This window comes from Bacillus sp. NMCC46, from assembly GCF_002998465.1.
Taxonomy (GTDB): Bacteria; Bacillota; Bacilli; order Bacillales; family Bacillaceae; genus Bacillus.
On record NZ_PVQZ01000001.1, the window covers coordinates 1,030,331 to 1,054,098 of the forward strand.

Sequence of the window (23,768 nt, forward strand, 5' to 3'; positions counted from 1 at the left end):
CCCTTCAGCCCTTATGCTGAAAGGTTTTTTCAAATGTGCTATTTACGAAAGAACTTCTTCCTGCTGAAAAAATTTTTTTAGTGCGAGAAAAACATCTGATTTTTGCTTCAAAATATAATGCTTAAATTTCTCATCCTGTATATGCTTATATGCTGACATTAATGTAGAATGCCGGTTGTATTGATTCACTTCACCATAACAGAATAAGTTGGCTTTTTTCATAATTTCAGAAACAAGCTTCACGCACCGTGCATTGTCTGAGGTCAAATTGTCTCCATCAGAAAAATGAAAAGGATAAATATTATATTGCGACGGCGGGTATCGTTCGTCTATGAGCTCTAGTGCCTTTCGATAGACAGAAGAGCAAATGGTCCCTCCGCTCTCGCCCCGCGAGAAGAAATGCTCTTCATCTACAACCTTCGCCTCCGTATGGTGGGCAATAAATTCAATATCGACCGTCTCATACTTTGTCCGTAAGAAACGTGTCATCCAAAAGAAAAAACTTCTCGCCATATATTTTTCCCAAAGCCCCATACTTCCGCTCGTATCCATCATCGCCAAAACGACGGCTTTCGACTCTGGTTTGGTCACTTCATTCCACGTCTTATATTTGATATCCTCTGGGTAGATTGGATAAAAGGAAGGTCTGCCTGTCATCGCATTTCGTTTAAATGCAGACAGCATCGTTCGTTTTTTATGGATATTGCCTGTTAACCCGGTTTTGCGAATATCGTTAAACTCAATTTGCTCGACAATGATGTCGTCAAGCTCCTTTTGTTTAAGGTTTGGCAGCTCTAGCTCCCGAAACAGCGCTTCCTCAAGATCCATTAATGAGACCTCTGCTTCGTAATAATCCTCACCAGCCTGATCTCCAGCGCCCTGCCCCTTTCCTTGCCCTTGCTTACTGTCTGATCCATCGCGCGCGACAATATCTCCAACCTCGCTGTCTCCATCCCCTTGACCCACATGCTTATTTTTATCGTAGTTGTACCGAATTTTATATTCATCTAACGAACGAATTGGAATTTTGACAACATCTTTTCCATTAGACATGATGATGCTTTCTTCTGTGACAAGATCCGGCAAATTGTTTTTAATCGCTTCTTTGACTTTTTTCTGATGACGCTGCTGGTCGTCATAGCCTTTTCGATGGAGGGACCAGTCTTCCTGAGATACAATAAACTGACTTTTTTCTTGCCGGGACATCCATCCCCCTCCTCACCTGTTTGCACAATTCTTCTAACCACCGATTCCTTTATCCTATGCTGCTCGTCACCCAAGTTGACGATCATTTCTAAAAAAGACATTACCGGTGCAGGTGCGCCAATAATGCCTCCTTCATTTATTAACGATTCAGAAGACTGCCTACATATTTTAAAAGTTCATTTGCACTTGTTGAATTATAGCCATGTTCATCAATCAATCTAGCCACTACTTCATTGACCTTCTTCAGCTGCTGTTCATCCGGTGTCTTCGTTGACGTCGTAATTTTCACCACATCTTTTAGATCAGCAAACAGCTTCTTCTGAATCGCCTCTCGCAATCTCTCATGAGAATTATAATCAAAGCGTTTGCCCTTTCTCGCATAAGCCGAAATACGAATCAGAATTTCTTCTCTGAATGCCTTTTTGGCGTTTTCAGAAATACCGATCTGCTCCTCAATTGAACGCATAAGCTTTTCATCAGGATTCATTTCTTCACCAGTTAACGGATCACGCAGCTTGTTTTTATTACAGTACGCCTCGACATTATCTAAGTAATTATCCATCAGTGTTTTCGCAGACTCCTCATAGGAATACACAAATGCCTTTTGAACTTCCTTCTTCGCAATATCGTCGTACTCTTTTCGCGCAACAGAAATAAAATTCAAATAACGCTCCCGGTCCTCGCTGGAGATAGACGGATGCTGATCGAGTCCTTCTTTTAAGGATCGAAGGACATCCAGTGCATTGATCGATTCCATATTCTTTCGAATAATAGTGGAGGAAATTCGGTTAATCACATACCGCGGGTCAATTCCGCTCATCCCTTCATCATGAAATTCCTTTTTCATCTCATCAATATCAGCAGATTGGAAGCCTTCGACACTCTCTCCGTCATACAGACGCATTTTTTTCACCAAATCAATATCAGAACGCTTCGGCTCTTTGAGTCTTGTCAAAATGGAGAACATCGCTGCCACCTTCAGCGTATGCGGGGCAATATGGACATCTGCAACATCACTTTCTGAAATCATTTTATGATAAATGCGTTCCTCCTCTGTCACCTTCAAGTTATAAGGAATCGGCATCACAATAATTCTTGAATGCAAGGCCTCGTTCTTTTTATTTGAAATAAACGACCGGTACTCGGTTTCATTCGTATGAGCGACGATCAATTCATCTGCACTAATCAAGGCAAAACGGCCTGCTTTAAAATTTCCTTCCTGCGTTAATGACAGAAGGTGCCATAGAAATTTCTCATCACACTTTAACATCTCCTGAAACTCCATCATCCCTCGGTTTGCTTTATTGAGTTCTCCATCAAAGCGGTAGGCACGGGGATCTGACTCTGATCCAAATTCAGCAATGGTTGAAAAATCGATGCTTCCTGTTAAATCAGCAATGTCCTGAGATTTCGGATCAGATGGACTAAAGGTACCAATGCCAGTTCTTTTATCCTCTGAGAAAAAGATCCGTTCAACCCTTACATCCTCAATTCGCCCGCCATATTCCTCTTCGAGCCTCATCATATTCAGAGGGGACAAATTCCCCTGCACACGAATGCCATATTCTCTATAGAAATCCTCCCGCAGATTTTGCGGAATAAGATGAAGCGGGTCTTCATGCATCGGGCAGCCTTTGATCGCATAGACTGCGCCATGATCTGTCAGTGAATATTCTTCTAGTCCTCTTTTCAGCCTAGTAACAAGCGTAGATTTTCCCCCGCTTACTGGTCCCATCAATAACAAAATACGCTTCCTCACATCGAGACGCTTGGCAGCAGGATGAAAATATTCCTCCACTAATCTTTCCAATGATTCCTCTAACCCAAAAAGCTCCTGATCAAAAAATTTGTACGTTCTGACCCCATTCTCCTCTTCAATCCCGCTGTCTTTAATCATATGATAAACGCGAGAATGAGCAGATTGAGCGACAAGTGGATTTTCCTTTATAATGTCTAAATAATCGCTGAATGTGCCTTCCCATTTGAGACGCTGCTCTTCTTCTCTGTGCTGTTCGATTTTCTTTAAAATATCCATATGAACCTCCTCTTTCAAGATTGAAGCAAGTAATCAGATACTGTTTTACAATCTATGCGGAGGCGTCCTATTACATGCTTTCGTTCTTCAAAATGACGAATTGGCAAACTGAATTGACAACCATCCGCAAGACCCTTCATAATAAAGGAAAAACAGGAGAAAAATGATCTTCTTCTCCTGCTTTTCAAGGCGAACTTCGCACCATATGAAACAGGCAGCGATAGAAACAAAGGGATAAGGGGGAAGCTTATATGAGAACGGTCATTATGATGGGCGTCATCATTACGTTTTTAGTATCCATTTTCACAGCTGGCTACGAAGGCAAGCCTGGTAAATGAAAGAAAGGATGTTCCATGAGCGGAACATCCTTTTTTCATTTAATTCGTTGTTTTTAGCACCTGCATATTCACTGTATTCCCTGATACCTGAATGGACGTAAAGTCTTGCGTATCAATCACAGGTGTGACGGCACGACTGTCTAATGTGATGTCAGTAAAACGAGTAGAGAAGTTCGCCCGAATATCTTTCCGGTAGATATCGTCAGTCACTGCTACTGTCGACAGTAATTTCCACTTAGTCACAGAGCCAATGTTTGAGTTTTGAATTTCTGTGATGATACGCCCGGTATAACCAACATTATTTGTCCCCCAGAACGTCGCTCTTGTATGTCCATTCAAGTTTTTATAAATGGTCATTTGCACAGTACTTCCAGGCTTAAATCCTTTTGTATACGTAAAATCATTTTTTCCTTCGATATATGTCTCTTGATTATTTGTTTAGGTTGGACTCTATTGAAGACCGATGTCTGCTTCTTTTGAACCTGTGAATCCAGAATAAATATAAGCTGTCCCATTTGACACACTCATTGCGGGAGGGAGTTGAATCTTTGTGACCAATATTGATCCATTGCTATTGATATAAGTACGCCCGCCGATACCTTTCGATAATTGCGCTGCTTCTATTTCCTGCGTCTGAGAGAGACCTGGGATACTGACTGGAATCGTCTCCATTAAAATAGCAGAGCTAATGGCACTAGTGATCAGTAGCTTTTTCATCTCATTTAATGGATTCATTATTTTTTGAAAACGCGATTACAATCTATCATACTACCTATTTTTACATGTCAAAAAAAGTATAAAAAAGTCGTATTTTCCTTCTTTATATTTCTTATCTCATATAAAAAAAGCCGAGATAGGTATCCCGGCTTTCATTATGACCTTAAATCAGATCTCGGTATTGCTGCTGGCGAAGTGCCTCATACACAAGAATTGCTGCCGTATTCGATAGATTCAGAGAACGAACATGCTCTGTCATCGGTAAACGAAGGCAGCGGTCCATATTTCGCTCGATCAAATCTTTCGGCAATCCACTTGTCTCTCTGCCAAAAACGAAGAAGTAGTCTTCATCTAACTGAGAGTAATCAAATGTCGTATGCGGCTTTTGGCCAAATTTTGTGATATAGAAGAATTGTCCCTTCGGATGAGCCTCAAACAATTCATCAAGCGAGTCATGATAGACCACATTGGCATATTTCCAATAATCGAGTCCTGCACGCTTCAGCATTTTGTCATCTGTCGAAAAACCAAGCGGACGAATCAGATGAAGAGTTGTATTTGTTGCTGCACATGTACGCGCAATATTTCCAGTATTAGCTGGAATCTCTGGTTGATATAAAACGACATGAAGTCCCAAAAAAGTTCACCTCTAATTTTCTTTTCCGCTCAATATTATACCATTAACTATCCTTCGCGGCATCGTCCAAAATGTGAAAAAACGTATAACGAATAGCAGGTGTATAGGCGGTCGAATCCTCATACGACCAATAACGCATACGGCTGTCATATGTCTGTGCATTCACAAGAGGCATTCCGCCTTTATCATGATCGACGACAATGGTTGTATGATTATACCTGCCATCTCCCTCAAAATCGTAGCAAATGACATCACCAATTTGAAGCTCCTGCGCTTCTTTGAGTTTCTTTGCTCTTAAACCCGCTTTCGAATTCGCTAAATAATTTTTCATCGAATGAGCCACCGTCCAGCTATAGCTCCACGTATGAGGACGCACCCACCAGCCAGATCCGCGGTTCGGATACCCTCTCGTTGGTGCATTCCCTGCTTTCAAGCATTGTGAAATAAAATTTGTGCAGTTATCTTCAAAATTTTTATAGGCAGGATTTCGTTTATTCCAGTACGTCTCCGCATATTGCACGGCTGCCCGCCGGTCATAGTGAAAGGCTCTCCCAAACTGTTCTTCGGTCTGAAAGCGCTCATCCATCTGCTCTTCCATTTGCCGTTTTTCTAGCATCATCCGATCTTTGACAAGCATGTCGTTGTAAAGGAACGCTTCTCTTTTTTCTACCTGCTCCTCTAAATAAAAAGAGTCGTCTGCATCCTTGCATACATAAGTGAGATGAGCGAGATACTGCACATGCTGAGCCCCGTCATCCTGAATCGATGAATCAAGAAGTTTTGCTTTGGCTTTCGCCTTGACAATCTCCACCTGTCTTCTAGCAAAAAGCTCTTTTTTCCGTTCGACTGCTTCCACATCAGACATGAGCTGCGGCTGTTTAATTGCACTCCCATTTAATAAATAACCAAGCCTGTCTTCTAATGTTTGCTCTAATAATTGTTTCACACAGACACCACCAAACTTTTTTTGAAATCTCTGTTTGGTTCATTCTATGTTCATAGGGATGTTATTTAGTATTTAAAGGTGTCTGTAAAAACTCAATCCCTTTGACAATTTCTTGTTTCGCTTCCTCATCACTTTCCCGCTCAAGGGCTTTTTCCAACTCTGGGAGCAGCTTCTCGTCGCCAATTTTCCCTATTGCCCAAGCAGCCGTGCCTCGAATAACAGGCCGTGGATCCTTGTGCATCAAATCAATCAACACTGGTAAGGCAGATGTATCTTTAAAGTGAGCAAGTGCCAAAATCGCATTTCGCTGAATCGGCTTTTTCCCCCGCCATGAACCTGAAACATGACCGTATTTTTCCTTAAACTCACGATTACTGATCGTAAGAAGCGGCTTTAAGAGCGGCTTAGCAATTTCAGGGTCCGGCTCCATTTCAGGATGCAAATGAAAGTCTTTTCCTTTATTGATCGGGCAGACGATTTGGCACGTATCACACCCATACAATCGATTTCCTATTTTCGAACGAAATTCGTCAGGCAAAAATCCTTTTGTCTGCGTTAAAAATGAAATACATCGTTGAGAATTCAGCTGTCCTGGATTCACAAGTGCACCAGTTGGGCACGAATCTACACATTTATTGCACGTTCCGCACTGGTCTTCAATTTTTTCATCCGGTTCAAATGGGACATTTGTGATCATTTCAGCCAAATACACATAAGATCCAAACTCTGGCGTGATAATCATACAGTTCTTTGCACTAAAACCTATGCCAGCGCGTTCCGCTACTGCACGATCAGACAGTTCCCCTGTGTCCACCATTGATTTTGTTCGTATATCGACATGTTTGCTTCGCAAGAATTCTTCGAGCATATCGAGCTTTTTTTTCAGCACAACATGATAGTCCGTTCCCCAAGAAGCCCGGCAAAAGATCCCTCTTCTTGCATCTCTTGTACTTCGAGGAGCATCTTTCATTTTGGAAGGATACGCGAGCGCTATCGCAACAATTGATTTGGCCTTCGGAAGCAGCAAAGAAGGGTTTGTTCGTTTTTCGATGTCAGGCTCTTCAAAACCTGACAAATACCCTAACGATTCATGTAAGATGAGGCGGTCCTTTAATGAATCAAATGTATCAGCACTTGCAAATCGGATTTTATCGACACCAATTTCTTTCGCATATTGAATCAATTCTTCTTTTAATTCTCCAACATGAATCACCTTGCAAACCTCCTTTCTTTGTTTCTTCTGTTGTTTTCAGTATAATACGAGTGTATCATGACCGATTGGAGTGAGTCACTGTGAAGATACATATGGAAATTTCTCATCCTGAAAACCCGTCTATCCATGTTGGACAGATTGAATATTCGCATATTGAAGTTGGTACATCCCCTCAAATGTTAAAAGGCCGACTACGCCTGTTTCAAGAATCTTTATTCTTTGAATACGAAGATAAAGTCTTAGAAGAAGTACCAGCAATCAAAGAATGGACGGATCTTTTAAAAGACGTTCCTTTCCTGCCAATTCTTGCTGATATCCAAAAGGAACAATTTATTGACTCGACCAATTCCGTACAGGATTTGTCGATATTTTTCTCTTTAAAATATTTCTTGCCCATCCTGACATTCGATGCTGATCGCATAGAAGAGCCGCTTTCACTAGCAAAACATGAGACTGGCCACATTGAATGGCAGGACGACGCGGGACTTAAGGGATTATTTTCTCATGCAAGTAAAGCACAAATTTCTCAAGACACAAAAAACATTCTGCAAATCATCCTCTTTCCGCCATCTATTTCCCGGGAAAAGAGTGAAGCTCTAATCCAATCCTTGACGAAGATGTTTGTACAAATACATGGTGGAGAAAGTAAATATGAACTTATTGAAAAAGCACTGTAGCTTGACAGTGCTTTTCACATTATACTGACATAATAAAAAACGCAACACTTCGTTTATCTATGAAACGAAATACTGCGTTATAAACAAAATTATGTATTGGAGCGGGTGATGAGAATCGAACTCACGACATCAGCTTGGAAGGCTGAGGTTTTACCACTAAACTACACCCGCATCAATTTTTCAAAAGCAACATCATCGCGTTGACTTTTATTATGTTACAACTTTCTTAACAATTCGTCAAGAGAATATGAAGATTTTTCGTCAAAAAACTTCATATTCTCCGTATATATTACGATAGTTATTTATCTAGCTGAATATAAAATAAGTATGCATGTGACTTATTCTTCATTGCTTGCTTTGGATTCTTCTCAATCTCTTCAAGCATAGGTGAATTCCCGTCTTTCCCCATTGCTGCTGTATATGCAATCAATGCCTTTCCTCCAGAAGAGACTTTGACAGTTTCAGATTGTGCAGAAAAAACATAGTCACTTACTTTGAACGGGAAACTTGATGTCGCTTTCGTCATTCCCTCATTCTTTTTGTCTGACCAAATACTAAATTGTGATTCATATGTATCTTTCTCATGCTTTAATTGCAAGAGCACATTCATCGTTTGGTCGGTTCCATTCTGATGTAAAGTAAAGGTGGCAGATGATGCTTCCTGATTAGCTAATCGGCCATTTTTGTAATGACTCCCGATAAACGTAATACTCTTATCCTTCTTCGTTAATCCTTTTAGTGTCAAAGCCACCATTTCATTAGGGGTTGATGCTTCTAGTAAGTTTTTTTCTTTTTTTGTCAGTTTCATTTGTTCGATGGTTACTTGCTTCTTAGTAGCAGACTCCGTGTTTATTGTAGATACCGTGTTCTCGGTTGTCGTGGTTTCTTCGGCCTTCTCGCCGCATCCTGCTAATAGAAAAACAGTGAATATAAGAACACTCCATTTTTTTAACATTGAGATCCCCTTTGATGTTTTTTCTATTATACTAAAATTTGGTTGATTATACAAAAAAAGATTAGGAGGATTCTCCTAATCTTTTGCTTTTTTCTGCTTCATTGCTGATAAGAAAGCCACAATGAGAAAACTCGCGGCAAAAATCACAATCATATAAATAAAAAAGTTTGGCTTGATCTGAAAAGTAAATGCGGATGAACCTTCCATCTCAAAAGCGAGACTGTTAAATAATAAGGTATCATTCGTTTTTGATTGAAATAAATGATAGAACAATACACCGATTGTCAGCATCGGAAAGCCTAAAAATCCTAGAAAGCCACCAACAATAGCGCCTTGTTTCATCGCCTGTACGTTCATGATCGTTGTCCTCCCATTCCCCCAAGCAATAGCTGCTTCATAATGGATTTACCATCCCCCATAAATGGAAGAAGATAGAGTAATTGAATAAAATACGTGATTGAAAAAATAAAGAAACCTGTCGAAATTGGATTTTCTTTCAGAAATAATACGGTCACAATGATCCCTGCTGCCCCGATCACACCCGGGACAAGCGGCCCAAGCAGAGTAATCCATACTTGCTTTTTCTGAAACGGATCTAATACAGGTCTCACAAATTTCACAGACATCATATCACTCGCAAAAAAGCCTTGAGGACCATCCCGTCCCGCAAATTTCCGATGCGCATAGCCGTGTGCTGCCTCATGTAAGGCGGTCCCGGTAATTAATCCAAAATAAATAATAGTAAAATAAATCGCAATGGCTGCAATCGACTGGTCAGGAATGAATAAAAAAGCGATCCCTGCCATGACCATAAAAAGCATCCAGAAAAAGATGATTTTACGCGTCACCATGAGCAAAGCCGTCCCCAAAATGTGCAGGAACGAGTGACCAGTGCAATCAAATCGTTCCTTCATTTTCACTTGATACTGTTTGAAAAATTGACAACAGGCTGTCACAATCCGATATGGTGATTGATAATGAATAGACAGCAAGTGATGCTGATTTAACCCCATTATCAGTTGATAAAAGTCACGAGAAATCACAGATTCATCGACCTGAAACAAATCGGCGAGCTCTGCGGTAATACTCGCTTCTGTCCTTTTGCCATCTACTTTCGTTAACATATGATAGGCACTTTCATTAATCGGGAGTGTGCTTCCATACTGCGTATCAGTGAGAAGCCTCTTTTGTAAGGTCACATACGGCGCGAGTGCCGGTACCCGCTCAATCTTTAGCTTATTGTTAAGAAGTTGAATCATGTGAATACCTCCATGAAAAACCTTTGTATATGGCAAAGATGAGCAGACCTTCAAATGCAGCTACAAGCAGCCACTGAAGTGTTTGACTCGACTCCCCTATGACATAGTTTCCAATAAAAACAATCGGAATCATGAGTAAAATAAGTGCTCCAAATGAAAAAATGCCTGTGTAGGGATTGTTTCGATCAAGCGGAAGTAAAATACCTACCACATAAAAGAGCGCAGTGGCATTGCATAAAACAGCGGCCCCAATCAATACGTTCCAAACCTGATCAGGAAGCGTCAGCGTTGTCAGCATGAATAACGCAATTTGCAGTATACCAACAAGCAAAAGCCCGATAAACTTATACAGAGCCACTTCCCACGATCTTAGGCCAAATGTTTTGTACATCCCCAGCATTCGTTTATCATTGCCAAATGAATTGAAGGCGGTTAATCCAGCAAGAGCGCAGAGAACAAAAAACGCTTCTTCTTCAAAGCGGAATCCAAACTGATAACGGACGAATAAGATCACAATGAGGAGAATGAGAAAGTTTAAAATGTTTTCTTCATTTCGCACCTGTGATTTCATTTCCTTTACAATAAGTGACCATTTTTTTGAAGAAGAGAACGGCAGTTTGTTTAAAAAGGTTAACGCTTTTTTCTCTGCCATAATCGGCATCATCGCAAGAGAAAGAAATGCGCCGCCCGCCGATAAAAGGATGAACAGGATCAACATTGCATAATTTACCCCTTCAGGAGACATTCCTTGAGCCGCTAAGAAAAACGGTGCTGTAAAATACATCAAATGATAATCAAACTGTATATATGATTGCTGAATTTGACTGATATCAAAATGCGTCATTCCATACGCCACAACCAGTGCTAATAAAACAAAGATCGCTGCAAATTTTTGCAACGGTAATTTTAATTTCAGAACGACCAAATAGGTAATATTATAAATGAGTTGCAGAAGCATTAAGACAAAAAGCGATTGCAAAATCACCATTAAAAAGAACGTAAAGATAAAGAAAATACCGATTCCCTGGGCAATAAAGTTAGGTAAAAGCAGGATACCGATAAAAAATAACACAAGTCCTGCCACCACTGTCACCATCGGAATAAAGTATCCAAGGCTTTTCTGAAAGGTAGAAAGCGGGAACCAGCTGAGCTGCATAGAAAAACGGTCTTGCTCAGGCGTTCTGACCTTGATCAAAACGAATAACAAGCTTGTAAATATGGATGCATTGATCGCCATTGACACAACGAGTAATCCAAGTGAACGTTCATCTCCATTTAAGAAAGCCTTCATAAAGACACCCGTAAAACTGTATCCGATGATAGCTCCCATTGTGACGGCAAACAAAAAGAATAAGATCACAATGATCCGCTTCGTCTGAGTATCAAAGAGCTTATACATCTCCTGCTGCCACATTTTAAGCATCATTCTAGAAATGATTAATGATTTCATCAAAATGTGCACCCCTATCACTTAACATTGAAGCTTTCAGAAACACCTGTTCCAATGTGCTTGATTGATACTTCTCCTTTAAGGCTGAGACCGTTCCTTCATCCATTTTATTTCCCTTAGAAATAATGGCGATTTTGTGGCACAGCTCTTCCGCTGAAAGCATATCATGCGTTGAAAGCAAGATCGCACCATGGTGCTCGGCATAACGCTTCATCAGTTTCTTTGTGTTTATAACCGCTTCAATATCAAGTCCTCTAAAGGGCTCATCCATGATCACCAATTGACTATCAAGCATAAAGGCGGCAATCAGCTGTGTCTTTTTTTTCATACCATGTGAATAGGTTTCGATCGGTCTTGATAAAGCCGAGTCCATATCAAACAGTTCAATTAGTTGATTTCTTCTATGAATTGTTTTACATTCATACATAGAAGAAACAAAATCTAAATATTCAGCACCAGTCAATGCTTCAGGGAGTAGCAGATCATCTGGAACATAGGCTACTTGTTTTTTAAAGGATGGTTCGTCATTTGTGACGTCCTGCAAGAGAATCGTTCCTTCTGTATGCTTAATGATGCCGAGTATACAGTTAATCATCGTTGTTTTACCGGAACCATTCGGTCCAGCAACAGCAACGATTTGATGAGGGTCGATCTGTAGATGAAAATCATTGACAGCAGTCACGTTATTTTTATACGTCTTAGTTAAATTCTCGATCGTAAACATATAACCTCCAAGTGTCTGCATATTCTTTAAAAACAGATCAGGCTAAACCGCCCGCCACAGACGGTTTAGCCCTGGTGTCATTTCATAGAAGTAAAAAGATGAATCCTAAGTATAGCTACTTACATTCAATTTGGACTTTTAAGCCACTTTCCCACTGAACGGCTCCTGTAAAGCTACCCTTACCGTTTGCTAAACACCAAACTGCTGCTCCTAGAACAACTGTTGCTCCCAATCCAAGAAGGACAGCAACAAATACTAAGAACCAAGCTTGGTCCATAATAGCAGGTTCCATAGTGGAATAGTCAACTTGCGGCGCTGCATAAGTCATACTTTTCACCTCCCAGCTTATGATGATCGTATCATAGGCGTCACTCTCCAAACATCAACAGAAGATCCCATTTTTGACCGAACATACTTTTGGGTAAAATGTGACTTTTTATTCAATTATTCACTTTTAAGTGTATAACCCCTCTCTTATTAACTAGGTTTTTCCACTCCATAAGAACCACAAAACCCAGATAATGGCAATTAAACCATCTTTTTTCTTCTTTTTTTGAAATAGGTCATTTTTATCATCTCCTTTATATATTCTTTCTTTTTTGTGAGATAGAAAGAATTCCCCCGATATATCAGATATAAAAGTCCTGATTATATGTCGTTATAACTCCATTTATGAAATATTTACTGATAATTCCGACAAAAAAGTGAGCATATTTTCCTTCTTCTCTTGTCACTTAAAATATGTATATACAAGAGAGATCATTGGGAAAAAAGCCCTTGCCTTCTTGAGTAACATCCAACATATGACACGCTCCTTTCTATGAAAAAGCAACCTACAGCATAGGCTTTCCCCATGATTCCACCAGCTGGCATTCTTTGTGCTTCAAATTAGATTAATCGCTTATAGAATTCATCTAAAACGATGGCGAGCATGATCTTTTCAAACAACACTTGAATGATTTGCTGCTTTCTAAAAAAACTGATCCGCACTCTCTAATGAAACAATCTCTCTTTTCACCAACATATACACCCTTCCAATTGAAATAAAAAAGTCCATCAACTTTATTGATTATTTTTTCAGATTTATCTAAAAAATGATTGACCAAGCATGAAACAAGATTTATAGTCTTATTAAATATTTCTTATCAAAGTAGTTGGTTTTATCTAACAAAAGGAGGATACACACATGTCAGAAGAACGTCCATTCCGTTTAGAAACAAAAGCCATTCACGCAGGTCAGGAGCTTGATTCAGCAACCTATTCAAGAGCCGTGCCTATTTACCAAACAAGCTCTTTCGGTTTTAGAGATAGTGAGCATGCGGCGAATTTATTTGGACTGCAGGAACCCGGAAATATTTATTCTCGCATTATGAACCCTACAAATGACGTCTTTGAAAAACGGATCGCTGAGCTTGAGGGCGGCATTGGTGCACTTGCTGTCTCTTCTGGACAAGCAGCGACAACTTATTCTATTTTAAACATTGCAGGAGCTGGTGACGAAATTGTATCCTCCAGCAGCCTTTATGGAGGCACGTACAATTTATTTGCCCATACACTCAAAAAGCTCGGCATTACAGTGAAATTTGTTGATTCATCCAACTTGGAAGAACTCGAAGCAGCGATTACAGACAAAACGAAGGCAGTGTATGCAGAAAGCATTGGGAATCCTAAAGGCGACATTCTACATATTGAAGCCGTCTCGGCCATTGCACACAAGCACCATATTCCGCTTATTGTGGACAATACGCTCGCAAGCCCCTATTTATTAAGACCGATCGAGTTTGGTGCAGACATTGTCGTCCATTCCGCTACGAAATTCATTGGCGGTCATGGTACATCAATCGGCGGTGTCATTGTCGATAGCGGCCAGTTTCCTTGGGCTGACAGTGATAAGTTCAAAGGGCTGACTGAACCAGATCCAAGTTATCACGGTCTGACGTATACCGAAGCAATTGGAGAAGCCGCTTATATCACAAAAGCACGTGTACAGCTCTTGCGGGATTTAGGGGCTGCCCTGTCTCCCTTTAACTCATTTTTACTTCTGCAAGGCCTAGAAACTTTACATCTGCGTCTCGAGCGTCATAGTGAAAATGCGTTAAAAACAGCGCAATTTTTACAAGATCACCCTCTTGTAGATTGGGTAAGCTACCCAGGTCTTGAAAGCCATGAATCTTATAAGCTTGCTCAAACCTATTTGCCAAAAGGACAAGGCGCCATTCTCACATTCGGTATTAAAGGTGGACGAGCTGCTGGTAAAAAGCTCATTGATTCCGTTAAGCTTTTCTCACACCTCGCAAATGTGGGCGATTCTAAATCACTGATCATTCATCCTGCCAGCACAACACATCAACAATTAAGTGAAGCAGAACAAAAAGCGACAGGCGTCACACCAGAACTCATTCGTTTATCTGTTGGAACAGAAGCGATTGAAGACATCCTTGCAGATCTTGAACAGGCGATCACAAAAAGCCAGGCTGAATGAAATAGAAAAAGCACACCTCTGTGTGCTTTCAGCGTGTAGACAAACCTTCGCATTCTTTGTCAGTCCTGCGCTCCGGTGCTCACGAATATTTAATTCGCTCCGCTTCGATGCTCGTTCTTCCTAGACTTCAAAGGCTTTCTATCACGCTGAATAAAGACAAAGGGCTAAAATAAAGTTCATTTTAGCCCTTTGTCAACAATCTGAAGCACACCTCTGTGTGCTTTTTTTTATGAGTCATTAATCATTGAGTAGTCGAATGTCTTGGAAAGGGTAAAACACAAATGAAGTGGTTCCTTGAATATCACTCTTTGTAAAAAGACCTAAGCCATTACGGCTGTCCATTGAGTTTTGACGATTGTCACCCATGACAAAATACTTTCCTTTTGGAACGGTAAGAGGACCAAAATCAGGTGTCAGCAAGGTCCCATCTGCGGCTGCTTTCTTTTTGTTTGACGCTAAGTAAGGCTCCGCCACTTTTTGTCCATTGACATATAGCTGGTCATTTTTCATTTCAATTTTATCACCGGGTAAACCAATTAATCGTTTTACATAATGAGTGCTGCGGTCTTCCCCATCAAGAACAATGATCTGTCCCCGTTTGTAATCGCCGAAGTAATCAACCGTTTTATTCACAAAAACCCGCTCTGTATTATGCAGTGTTGGATCCATAGAGGTTCCTTTTACAATATACGGTGCGAATAAAAAGTTACGAATGATAAAAACAGCAATGAATGCGATTAAGATGGCTTTGAACCAGCCCCATAATTCTGATTTCTTTTTTTGTGTTTTTGTATTTGTTGTCATAAGCTCCTCCTGAAATCCCCTAGGACGAAATGAGTTCCGCCAGCTGCACGCCAGCATCACGCTTGTATCACCCTAAATATAAACATATTTTGCCAACAAATCAAGCGGTGAGAGAGAAAAAGGCAAGCACCCTTCTGTGCTTGCCCAAAACTCAGTTACTTAGCAGAAGAATCCTCTTCTTTTTCTTTTGATTTACCATAGAAATAATCAGATGGATTCACTGGTTTAAAGTCAGACAGCTTATGGAATCGAAGAAGATCCCTATAAAGCACTTTATCTGAAAGGCTTAACTGATTATCGACACGGGCTTTAATCGCCTCTGTCTTTTTATTTTGTTTCACAACTTTACCTGTTTTTGTATCGTAGACAGTGTTATCTACGAGTGTATATTTTGGTGTCACATAGTTTCCGTTACGGAATGCAACAGTTTGATCATGCTTCTTAGAGAATAGATCTGTTCCAAAATTCACATACTCATTTGAATCAATACCTTGTAAGTGAAGAAGCGTAGGCATCACGTCTACTTCACCACCATACGTATGGTTCACGCCGCCCTGTTTGCCAGGAATACGAATCATGAGTGGTACACGCTGGTTTTGTGCATTTTGATAAGGTGTAATTTCTTTCCCTTGAATTTCGCTCATTGCACGGTTATGGTTTTCAGAAATACCGTTGTGATCACCATATAATAAAATTACCGAGTCTTTATACATACCTGATTTTTTCAAGTCTTTAAAGAATTGCTCTAATGACTCATCTAGATATCTTGCTGTTTGGAAGTAGTTATCTACTGTTTTGTCACCAGTTGTTGCCTTAGCAATTGTCGCATCTTTTTCATCTAAATTAAATGGATAGTGATTAGTCAATGTCATTAAATGTGCATAAAATGGCTTTTTCATTGATTCTAGCATCGGGATTGATTCTTTGAAGAATGGTTTATCCTTCAGACCCATATTCACAAGATTTTCTTCATCCATGTTGTAATATGAAGCATCGAAGAATTGATCATATCCCATATGCTTATAAATCGTGTCACGGTTCCAGAAAGATTTATAGTCCCCGTGAAGCACTGCGCTCGTATAGCCTGCTTTTTGATCTAGGATGGCAGGGAGTGATTGGTAAGTATTTTCACCTTTTGTCACAAACGCTGCTCCCTCTGGCAAGCCGAACATACTATTATCCATCATTAGCTCAGCATCAGCTGTCTTTCCTTGACCTGTCTGATGGAAGAAGTTGTCGAAATACGTAAAATCCTCTTTACCATGAGCTAGTTTGTTTAAAAACGGCGTCACTTCTTCTCCATTTAGTTTGTAGTCAATTAAGAAAGACTGGAAGCTTTCTAAATGGATTTTAATGATGTTTTTCCCTTTTGCTTTACCAAAATACTCTGCGTTTGGCTTCGCATAGTGAGAAGCCGTATAGTTTACAACATCCGTTAAATCTTCACTGCTCGCATTTGCTACCTGTGTTGCATTTTGTGCTGATTGTACTCCGTCATAAATCGTATAATTATAAACACCTAAGTATTTGACAACATACTTGTGATCAAATGTTCTTGTTAATAATTCTGGACGGTCCTTTTCAGCTAAATGAAGATTTACAAAAAACAGTCCTACACCTGCAGCCACAATCAGCAGTGCAAATGTCTTTTTCATTTGGAATTTCTTCACTTCTGGTCTCCAAATCACAATCGCAATCAAGATAATGATATCAAGGAAATACAAAAGGTCATGCGGCTTAATACTAGATAATACACCGCCAGTCATGCCTCCTCCAAGATTGCCTGCTTGCTTCATTGTGGAGAAAGTCAAAAAGTCATCAAAGAAACGGTAGTACGCTACATTCGCATATAAAAGTGCGGTCATAATAAAGTCAATAACAATTAAAACAATGGCAGATTTACGACCCTTCAAAAAGAGAGCCAGTCCCAAAAACACAATGGCTGAACTAAATGGATTTAATAAGAGAAGCCCCTCTTGAAAAGAACCTTTCACTCCTAAATTAAAGTCCATTTTGTAGGCAGCGTACGATTTCGCCCAAAATAAAAGGACAGCCAATACAAAAAAGCTATATTTGTTCGCAAATATTTTTTTCATAAAACCTCTTCTTTCTTAGTTATCGTTCTGATATAAATGAAATCATAAAAAATTTACATTGATTTTGCAAATGTAAATCTTCTTCACCAAGCATTCCGATGCTCTGTTTCCGCCGGATATATGTGCTCCTTTAATATAACGTATGAGAAGCTTCAAAGGTTTCAAAAAAAAATACGAGTAAATAAAAGGAAAAATATCCATTTACACTTCATTTACACACACTTCATGTTTTAGTGGATGAAGAAAGGTTTGTAAATCACTCAGTACTACTTTACTTTTTTCATCTATTCGTGTCAAAGTAATTATAAAGAAAAGGAAGAATCACCTAGGCCTTTCGACTCTTTCACCTAAATTTATACAAAATTCAATACATAATCCATTTGTTTTTTATTGTGACTCACCCTCCAGCAATCCATGTATTTTCTCTCCCTCTGTCAATCTAAAAAAGTTTTAAGCAAAAAAAAGCTTGATTTCTCCTCCTGATGTGCGGTGTGATAAAGATATAGATTTTCAAAAAGCAGGCTGGAGGACATCACATGAAGAATAACAAACAAATAAGCGCATTTAAAGAAAGATTTTCAGAAGAAATAGATCACATCATTGCTGTCACAGGACCTTCAGGAGTAGGCGCAGGAAAAACTGGACAGGAATCTCTTTGGACCGCTTCTATTCCACTGATTGCATGGAAGGAAAAAGACCTCATCACAACCGAAAACATAAGGCTCTGCTGGTTAACAGATGAAGAGGGCTTGCGGGAAAAGCAGGCACAATTACATAAAGAATCAATCGTGACACTTCAGGTCCGAAAAGGTGAAGGTGAGTTCATGCTTGTATCACTCATCGATACAGATACACAGGATCAAGAGCTTCAAGAGATACTAGAAGAAGCTCAAAAACCTGTCTTTTACCATGATGGCATGCTGGGCACCTTTGAATTAGTGAAAGGACTAGACTTATTTGAAACAACGATCCAATGGAGCAATCAAGAGTGCCTGCTCTACTTCAACCTCGAAGAAGATGAAAAAGTAAACGACTCTCTTCGAACCGCTAGACAACTCATGGAAGAGCAGACCACATGGAACTCTTCCATTAAATCATTTGCAGCAAATCAACTGATTGAACTAGCTAAAGACTGGCAGGCACAAGATGACTCCGCTGAAAAACAAGAAGAGCTCACACTGGATCAATTTATGAGCCGCATCTCTCTCGAAAGCCTTCATGCTTACCCAGATGGAGAGTTTGAAGTGTACTGTCATGACGGTGATTTATTTTGGGGACATGTCATCATTGTCTCAGGCAATATCAATGGCACGTTTCAAGATGCCCACATTGCTGGCTAAAGATTGAGGGATAAGTAATGGAGATAAAGGCTTTTCACGAATTAGAACAACTAGGAAAAACACCCATCGTGGCTAAGATTGGCGGTTTTCGTCCTGATCCAGCAGCACACAGCTGGTTTGCCAGTCATTTCTTCATCCACCCCGATCAAGGCTGGCCAGCAGATCAAGATGGTGTCATGATTCCGATCTTACAAATTTATTTACCTGAAGTGCCAGGAGGAATGAACGGATGCAATGAATGTAAGATGATTCAAATCTTTCTTAATCAGAAAGCACTTCCGATTGATATCACCAAAAACGGCGAAGGCTGAAAGCTTATTGAATACGCAACTATGGAAGGATTCGAAGTAGTTGAGACTCCAGAAGAAGTGAGAGGACTCAAACCGTTTCAAATTCAATGGAATGAAAGTGAGCAAAAGGACTTCCCTTGCTGGGAAAAAGCGTGGTCATATGTTGATTTATCAGAAGTAAATGAAAGTGAGGAAGCGACAGAACACTTCTTTAAGCAATACACAAATTATTCATTCTCAAAAATCGATGGATATGGCGCATATATTCAATCCCCACCCCGTCATCAACCAGGAGAATTCATGCTGCAAATCGCCCCAGAAGAAAAACCTCGGTTTATGATTGGTGATAACGGCACGATGTATTTCTATTACGACAAAGACAAAAAAGAATGGTTGATGCACTGGGATTGTTTTTAAAGGTTTATTGAATGAAACCTTTCCTTCTTCTAAGCGTAGGAAAAAATATGGAAGGAGGAAACCAACATGGGATTCATTTTCGATATCTTTTCACTTGCTGTGTATATCCCTTTTCTACAGGTAGATGAAGAGGATATCTCTAGAAATGCAGCACATCTCAAAAAATTCAGCTGGTTTCACACGTTATTGAATGATCCAACTTTCAGGAATCTCATCATTTATCATCCAGATGTCAGACAAGTCATTGGCAGATGTAACACGGATAAACTCCATCACAAGCGATACAACTTAAAATGCGAACGTAAAGTGCTGAAAGCATTACGTCGTGCTATGTAAATGTACAAAAAGAGCCGCACTTTCCTGTGGCTCTTTTCATCGTTCTCTAAGAAAACATTTGACGCCTGGACAACTCTCCCCGTATATTATGTATAAATCCATCTTTTTCATAGAAAAGGGGGCTTTACATGCGCTTGTTTAAGTACTGGAGAAAAAAGCAGCCTAAACAGCAGGTCACTTCAGAAAAGCAAGAAGACAGCATCCCAATCAACTTCTCCACACTTCCCTTTGGCACAGACACCGTAGACGATTTTTTGTTCAACTTAGACCTAACCTCGAAGCTAACAGATCCCTATAAAGAAACAGATCCGAACAAATGAACCTAGACCTTCATGAATCCTCATCCAATCCTGGATGATTTTTTTATACTCGATGAGAGGTGTGCCCCATGAAAACATATTATATCGTCAGACATTGCCAAGCAAATGGACAATCCGAGGATGCGTCTTTAACGCCACAAGGCATCGCACAATCTCACGCACTAGCACAGTTCTTTTCCGGTATCCACCTCAATCAGATCATCTCAAGTCCTTATAAACGAGCGATCCAAACCACTGAGCCCCTTGCTCATGTGAAACAGCTCGAGGTACAAATTGATCAGCGTCTTTCTGAACGTGTGTTAAGCAGTAAACCAATGGACGATTGGTATGAGAAACTAAAGCTCAGTTTTTCGGACTTACATATGACCTGTGAAGGCGGAGAATCGAGCCAAGAAGCGATGAATCGTATTGTAGAGGCACTCTATGAACAAATAAAATTAGGAAAAGATCATACCTTATTCGCCACACATGGCAATATTATGAGCCTGCTTCTAAAACACGCCGATCCCACGATTGGATTCAAGGAGTGGGATCAGCTAAGCAATCCAGATGTCTATGTTCTGCAATATTTTAGAACAGATCATGTAGAAATAGAGCGAATATGGCATAAGTAAAAAAACGGCAGAATGAATTCTGCCGTTTCCTCATCTATTGATGATAATAAAATGCCTCTACCCACTCATAGGGCTTCTTACGCTCCGCACACCATTTCATAAAGCCTCTTGTCTCCGTCTGCTGAAATTCCTTCCAATCCGATAAAAGCTGGTTATAGTAGACCGAATGTTTTTCAACATTGGTACGAATCCTCTTATCTTCAATCAGTGTCATGACATCTTCAATGCCCTGAATTCGCTCTTGATCTTTCTCATAGGTGCTTAAATAAAGATCTTCATGTATATGATGAAACGAATACCATAAGGCCGATAGATAGGTTTCACAAATTTGAACTATCACACGCTGCTCCTTGCTGCCTCCAAGCTCTAGTGCCTTCAATAAGTAAGGCAGCCCTTCTCCCTGATGCACAAACAAGCCTTGCCAGCGATATGGTCTCACATCCATTGGATCAACATTCTCCCACTCTTGCAGAACAGGCTGAATCACCTCATTTACCAATGGAAACACAAGCAAATGATGACCATCCTCAAACCGTTCAATCCACTCAAACAGCCAAGCAACAAATACACGCTTTGCTTCAACCTCGTTCTCCTTCATCTCCGCAATAAAGGACTGAAGAACTTTAAGCGCATCTTTACGCAGACCCTGCTCTTTTCTCTCACAGTACTGTCTAAAAAGCGGATAATCTCGTGATCCCTCGTCTTCAATGATGGTCTGTAATATCGTCTTCGTATGCAAGATAACAACTCCGCCCCTCTAAATTCATTCTATTTATCTCCTATAGCCAATTGTAACGTCCACATGAAACAGTACAAAGATGAGAAGCTCTTATTTATTGAAACAAAACTAGATTCCTTAACGTTGATTCACCCAATCTATATAACGCTTTTGAATCACTTCTTTGATTTTATCGTAGTTCTCCCAACGATCTTCAACATGATACACGCTTTCAGCTGCTGAGAATGTCTCCCCGTAGTCATCTAAACACAAGCCATGTTCAAAATCGAGATAATCCTAGGCGAATTCATTTCCTTCAGCTAAATAACTCGTTTTAACCACAAAAAAACGTTTCACCACAATGGTGAAACGTTAGGCTGACGGTAAAATACCGATCATAAAACTTTTAATAGATACCGGTGGCCGGGGTCGAACCGGCACTCCGTGAGGAACACGATTTTGAGTCGTGCGCGTCTGCCAATTCCGCCACACCGGCATGATCATTAAAGAGCGCAACTTATGATAAAAAAACAATGGTGCCGAGGGCCGGACTTGAACCGGCACGGTAGTCACCTACCGCAGGATTTTAAGTCCTGTGTGTCTGCCAATTCCACCACCCCGGCAGTCTTTTCAAAAAAGGCGACACCCGGATTTGAACCGGGGATAAAGGTTTTGCAGACCTCTGCCTTACCACTTGGCTATGCCGCCATTATTGGAGCGGAAGACGGGATTCGAACCCGCGACCCCCACCTTGGCAAGGTGGTGTTCTACCACTGAACTACTTCCGCAAATTAACTGGGCTAGCTGGATTCGAACCAACGCATGACGGAGTCAAAGTCCGTTGCCTTACCGCTTGGCTATAGCCCAATAATAAAATGGGGCGATTGATGGGAATCGAACCCACGAGTGCCAGAGCCACAATCTGGTGCGTTAACCACTTCGCCACAACCGCCATAGATGTTATGAATCATATTAAGAAAATTGGCAGGGGCAGTAGGAATCGAACCCACACCGGAGGTTTTGGAGACCTCTGTTCTACCTTTAAACTATGCCCCTATGAAAATAAAAATGGTGGAGGGGGGCGGATTCGAACCGCCGAACCCGGAGGGAGCGGATTTACAGTCCGCCGCGTTTAGCCACTTCGCTACCCCTCCACATTTGAAAAACAGTGCCGGCAAGAGGACTTGAACCCCCAACCTACTGATTACAAGTCAGTTGCTCTACCAATTGAGCTACACCGGCAAATAGTGGTGGCTCGGGACGGAATCGAACCGCCGACACACGGATTTTCAGTCCGTTGCTCTACCAACTGAGCTACCGAGCCAAGTATTCTTTTTAAAAATGGCGGTCCGGACGGGACTCGAACCCGCGACCTCCTGCGTGACAGGCAGGCATTCTAACCAACTGAACTACCGGACCATTTTGGTTGCGGGGGCAGGATTTGAACCTGCGACCTTCGGGTTATGAGCCCGACGAGCTACCGAACTGCTCCACCCCGCGACGATATAAAAGATATGGTGGAGGATGACGGGCTCGAACCGCCGACCCTCTGCTTGTAAGGCAGATGCTCTCCCAGCTGAGCTAATCCTCCGAATAAAAATACTGGTGTATATTCTAAAATGGTGACCCGTACGGGATTCGAACCCGTGTTACCGCCGTGAAAGGGCGGTGTCTTAACCGCTTGACCAACGGGCCCTTTATTATGTAAATTGTGGCGGAGAGCAAGGGATTCGAACCCTTGAGACGGGGTTACCGCCTACACGATTTCCAATCGTGCTCCTTCGGCCACTCGGACAGCTCTCCAAATTGGCTCCGCAGGTAGGATTCGAACCTACGACCGATCGGTTAACAGCCGATAGCTCTACCACTGAGCTACTGCGGAATGAAGAAAGCCTGGCGATGTCCTACTCTCACAGGGGGAGACCCCCAACTACCATCGGCGCTGAAGAGCTTAACTTCCGTGTTCGGTATGGGAACGGGTGTGACCTCTTCGCCATCATCACCAGACAATTTAGTGACAAAAGATATTATACTATGTATTGAAAATAAATCAAGAGATATTTTAAAAATGTTCTCTCAAAACTAGATAACAATGTTCAAACTTCACATTAGAATATAGGTTAAGTCCTCGATCTATTAGTATCTGTCAGCTCCACGTGTCACCACGCTTCCACCTCAGACCTATCAACCTGAT

Annotated in this window: 22 protein-coding genes, 17 tRNA genes, 1 rRNA gene and 1 pseudogene; 8 read left to right on the forward strand and 33 right to left on the reverse strand. The window is 40.9% G+C overall.

Annotated elements, in window-relative coordinates:
• Positions 1-42: 42 nt before the first annotated feature.
• The 6 genes and pseudogenes from yhbH to queG all read right to left on the reverse strand — a co-directional run bounded on the left by yhbH (position 43) and on the right by queG (position 7,089).
• Entirely contained in the window at positions 43-1,206 is a 1,164-nt protein-coding gene (yhbH, locus tag C6Y01_RS05250; RefSeq protein WP_034663799.1) for a sporulation protein YhbH, read from the reverse strand.
• A 139-nt stretch (positions 1,207-1,345) separates the two neighbouring features.
• Entirely contained in the window at positions 1,346-3,241 is a 1,896-nt protein-coding gene (locus C6Y01_RS05255; protein ID WP_066031120.1) for a PrkA family serine protein kinase, read from the reverse strand.
• A gap of 377 nt (positions 3,242-3,618) precedes the next feature.
• Positions 3,619-4,314: pseudogene (locus tag C6Y01_RS05260) on the reverse strand (YrpD family protein).
• 145 nt (positions 4,315-4,459) lie between these two features.
• A complete protein-coding gene (gene trmL / locus C6Y01_RS05265) occupies positions 4,460-4,933 on the reverse strand; it encodes a tRNA (uridine(34)/cytosine(34)/5-carboxymethylaminomethyluridine(34)-2'-O)-methyltransferase TrmL (protein WP_003211950.1) in 474 nt (157 codons plus the stop codon).
• Positions 4,934-4,976: 43 nt separating this feature from the next.
• Positions 4,977-5,879 (reverse strand): amidase domain-containing protein, encoded by a 903-nt coding sequence (locus C6Y01_RS05270; protein ID WP_034663808.1) that lies wholly within the window; start codon positions 5,877-5,879, stop codon positions 4,977-4,979.
• A gap of 61 nt (positions 5,880-5,940) precedes the next feature.
• Positions 5,941-7,089, reverse strand: a complete 1,149-nt coding sequence (gene queG, locus C6Y01_RS05275) for a tRNA epoxyqueuosine(34) reductase QueG (RefSeq protein WP_095284952.1) — start codon at positions 7,087-7,089, stop codon at positions 5,941-5,943.
• 83 nt (positions 7,090-7,172) lie between these two features.
• Here queG and C6Y01_RS05280 point away from each other — a divergent pair, with 83 nt between their 5' ends.
• Positions 7,173-7,769, forward strand: coding sequence for a hypothetical protein (locus C6Y01_RS05280; protein WP_223249867.1), 597 nt, complete (start codon positions 7,173-7,175; stop codon positions 7,767-7,769).
• A gap of 97 nt (positions 7,770-7,866) precedes the next feature.
• Here C6Y01_RS05280 and C6Y01_RS05285 read toward each other — a convergent pair.
• From C6Y01_RS05285 to C6Y01_RS05315, 7 genes are all read right to left on the reverse strand, one after another.
• Positions 7,867-7,940: transfer RNA gene (locus C6Y01_RS05285), tRNA-Gly, on the reverse strand.
• Between the two features lie 127 nt (positions 7,941-8,067).
• Positions 8,068-8,724, reverse strand: coding sequence for a putative periplasmic lipoprotein (locus C6Y01_RS05290; protein WP_106037905.1), 657 nt, complete (start codon positions 8,722-8,724; stop codon positions 8,068-8,070).
• 75 nt (positions 8,725-8,799) lie between these two features.
• A complete protein-coding gene (locus C6Y01_RS05295; protein ID WP_034663812.1) occupies positions 8,800-9,081 on the reverse strand; it encodes a hypothetical protein in 282 nt (93 codons plus the stop codon).
• On the reverse strand, positions 9,078-9,983 hold the full coding sequence (locus C6Y01_RS05300; protein WP_034663815.1) for a PqqD family protein: 906 nt from the start codon (positions 9,981-9,983) through the stop codon (positions 9,078-9,080). The genes C6Y01_RS05295 and C6Y01_RS05300 overlap by 4 nt, the downstream gene beginning before the upstream one ends.
• Positions 9,967-11,433 carry a hypothetical protein gene (locus tag C6Y01_RS05305; protein WP_034663818.1) on the reverse strand — a complete coding sequence of 489 codons (1,467 nt, stop codon included), beginning with the start codon at positions 11,431-11,433 and terminating at the stop codon, positions 9,967-9,969. Before C6Y01_RS05305 ends, C6Y01_RS05300 begins: the two co-directional genes overlap by 17 nt.
• Entirely contained in the window at positions 11,411-12,157 is a 747-nt protein-coding gene (locus tag C6Y01_RS05310) for an ABC transporter ATP-binding protein (protein WP_034663820.1), read from the reverse strand. The genes C6Y01_RS05305 and C6Y01_RS05310 overlap by 23 nt, the downstream gene beginning before the upstream one ends.
• 115 nt (positions 12,158-12,272) lie before the next feature.
• Positions 12,273-12,485, reverse strand: coding sequence for a hypothetical protein (locus C6Y01_RS05315; protein ID WP_003211695.1), 213 nt, complete (start codon positions 12,483-12,485; stop codon positions 12,273-12,275).
• Positions 12,486-13,343: 858 nt separating this feature from the next.
• On the opposite strand from C6Y01_RS05315, the gene C6Y01_RS05320 reads away from it, so the two are divergent.
• Positions 13,344-14,639: a homocysteine synthase gene (locus C6Y01_RS05320; RefSeq protein WP_106037906.1), complete on the forward strand. Its 1,296-nt coding sequence runs from the start codon at positions 13,344-13,346 to the stop codon at positions 14,637-14,639.
• 237 nt (positions 14,640-14,876) lie between these two features.
• Here the strand turns inward: C6Y01_RS05320 and lepB are convergent, their stop codons facing one another.
• Entirely contained in the window at positions 14,877-15,443 is a 567-nt protein-coding gene (lepB, locus tag C6Y01_RS05330; RefSeq protein WP_034663827.1) for a signal peptidase I, read from the reverse strand.
• 155 nt (positions 15,444-15,598) lie between these two features.
• A complete protein-coding gene (gene ltaS, locus C6Y01_RS05335) occupies positions 15,599-17,539 on the reverse strand; it encodes a lipoteichoic acid synthase (RefSeq protein ID WP_034663829.1) in 1,941 nt (646 codons plus the stop codon).
• Positions 17,540-18,075: 536 nt separating this feature from the next.
• Here ltaS and C6Y01_RS05340 point away from each other — a divergent pair.
• From C6Y01_RS05340 to C6Y01_RS05360, 6 genes are all read left to right on the forward strand, one after another.
• Positions 18,076-18,879 (forward strand): DUF2262 domain-containing protein, encoded by an 804-nt coding sequence (locus C6Y01_RS05340; RefSeq protein WP_106037907.1) that lies wholly within the window; start codon positions 18,076-18,078, stop codon positions 18,877-18,879.
• A 17-nt stretch (positions 18,880-18,896) separates the two neighbouring features.
• The gene (locus C6Y01_RS19035; protein WP_223249868.1) at positions 18,897-19,190 is read left to right on the forward strand and encodes a hypothetical protein; all 294 of its coding nucleotides are present in this window, start codon (positions 18,897-18,899) and stop codon (positions 19,188-19,190) included.
• Positions 19,191-19,211: 21 nt separating this feature from the next.
• Positions 19,212-19,586 (forward strand): DUF1963 domain-containing protein, encoded by a 375-nt coding sequence (locus C6Y01_RS19040; protein ID WP_223249869.1) that lies wholly within the window; start codon positions 19,212-19,214, stop codon positions 19,584-19,586.
• Between the two features lie 66 nt (positions 19,587-19,652).
• A complete protein-coding gene (locus C6Y01_RS05350) occupies positions 19,653-19,922 on the forward strand; it encodes a hypothetical protein (RefSeq protein WP_034663836.1) in 270 nt (89 codons plus the stop codon).
• 128 nt (positions 19,923-20,050) lie between these two features.
• Positions 20,051-20,242, forward strand: coding sequence for a hypothetical protein (locus tag C6Y01_RS05355; protein ID WP_034663839.1), 192 nt, complete (start codon positions 20,051-20,053; stop codon positions 20,240-20,242).
• Between the two features lie 68 nt (positions 20,243-20,310).
• Entirely contained in the window at positions 20,311-20,856 is a 546-nt protein-coding gene (locus C6Y01_RS05360; RefSeq protein ID WP_106037908.1) for a histidine phosphatase family protein, read from the forward strand.
• Positions 20,857-20,890: 34 nt separating this feature from the next.
• Here the strand turns inward: C6Y01_RS05360 and C6Y01_RS05365 are convergent, their stop codons facing one another.
• From C6Y01_RS05365 to rrf, 18 genes are all read right to left on the reverse strand, one after another.
• Positions 20,891-21,595 carry a hypothetical protein gene (locus C6Y01_RS05365; RefSeq protein ID WP_106037909.1) on the reverse strand — a complete coding sequence of 235 codons (705 nt, stop codon included), beginning with the start codon at positions 21,593-21,595 and terminating at the stop codon, positions 20,891-20,893.
• A gap of 393 nt (positions 21,596-21,988) precedes the next feature.
• Positions 21,989-22,070 (reverse strand) — tRNA-Leu (locus C6Y01_RS05370).
• 38 nt (positions 22,071-22,108) lie between these two features.
• Positions 22,109-22,197: transfer RNA gene (locus C6Y01_RS05375), tRNA-Leu, on the reverse strand.
• Between the two features lie 14 nt (positions 22,198-22,211).
• Positions 22,212-22,282: transfer RNA gene (locus C6Y01_RS05380), tRNA-Cys, on the reverse strand.
• 5 nt (positions 22,283-22,287) lie between these two features.
• Positions 22,288-22,362 (reverse strand) — tRNA-Gly (locus C6Y01_RS05385).
• Positions 22,363-22,369: 7 nt separating this feature from the next.
• A tRNA-Gln gene (locus tag C6Y01_RS05390) sits at positions 22,370-22,441 on the reverse strand.
• 9 nt (positions 22,442-22,450) lie between these two features.
• Positions 22,451-22,526 (reverse strand) — tRNA-His (locus C6Y01_RS05395).
• A gap of 30 nt (positions 22,527-22,556) precedes the next feature.
• Positions 22,557-22,630: transfer RNA gene (locus C6Y01_RS05400), tRNA-Trp, on the reverse strand.
• 13 nt (positions 22,631-22,643) lie between these two features.
• Positions 22,644-22,728, reverse strand: a tRNA-Tyr gene (locus tag C6Y01_RS05405).
• A gap of 15 nt (positions 22,729-22,743) precedes the next feature.
• Positions 22,744-22,816, reverse strand: a tRNA-Thr gene (locus tag C6Y01_RS05410).
• Between the two features lie 6 nt (positions 22,817-22,822).
• A tRNA-Phe gene (locus C6Y01_RS05415) sits at positions 22,823-22,898 on the reverse strand.
• A gap of 18 nt (positions 22,899-22,916) precedes the next feature.
• A tRNA-Asp gene (locus C6Y01_RS05420) sits at positions 22,917-22,993 on the reverse strand.
• Positions 22,994-22,997: 4 nt separating this feature from the next.
• A tRNA-Met gene (locus tag C6Y01_RS05425) sits at positions 22,998-23,074 on the reverse strand.
• A 15-nt stretch (positions 23,075-23,089) separates the two neighbouring features.
• Positions 23,090-23,165: transfer RNA gene (locus C6Y01_RS05430), tRNA-Val, on the reverse strand.
• Between the two features lie 29 nt (positions 23,166-23,194).
• A tRNA-Glu gene (locus C6Y01_RS05435) sits at positions 23,195-23,269 on the reverse strand.
• A 17-nt stretch (positions 23,270-23,286) separates the two neighbouring features.
• A tRNA-Ser gene (locus C6Y01_RS05440) sits at positions 23,287-23,377 on the reverse strand.
• Between the two features lie 4 nt (positions 23,378-23,381).
• Positions 23,382-23,456, reverse strand: a tRNA-Asn gene (locus C6Y01_RS05445).
• A gap of 9 nt (positions 23,457-23,465) precedes the next feature.
• A 5S ribosomal RNA gene (gene rrf / locus C6Y01_RS05450) occupies positions 23,466-23,581 on the reverse strand.
• Positions 23,582-23,768 lie beyond the last annotated feature (187 nt).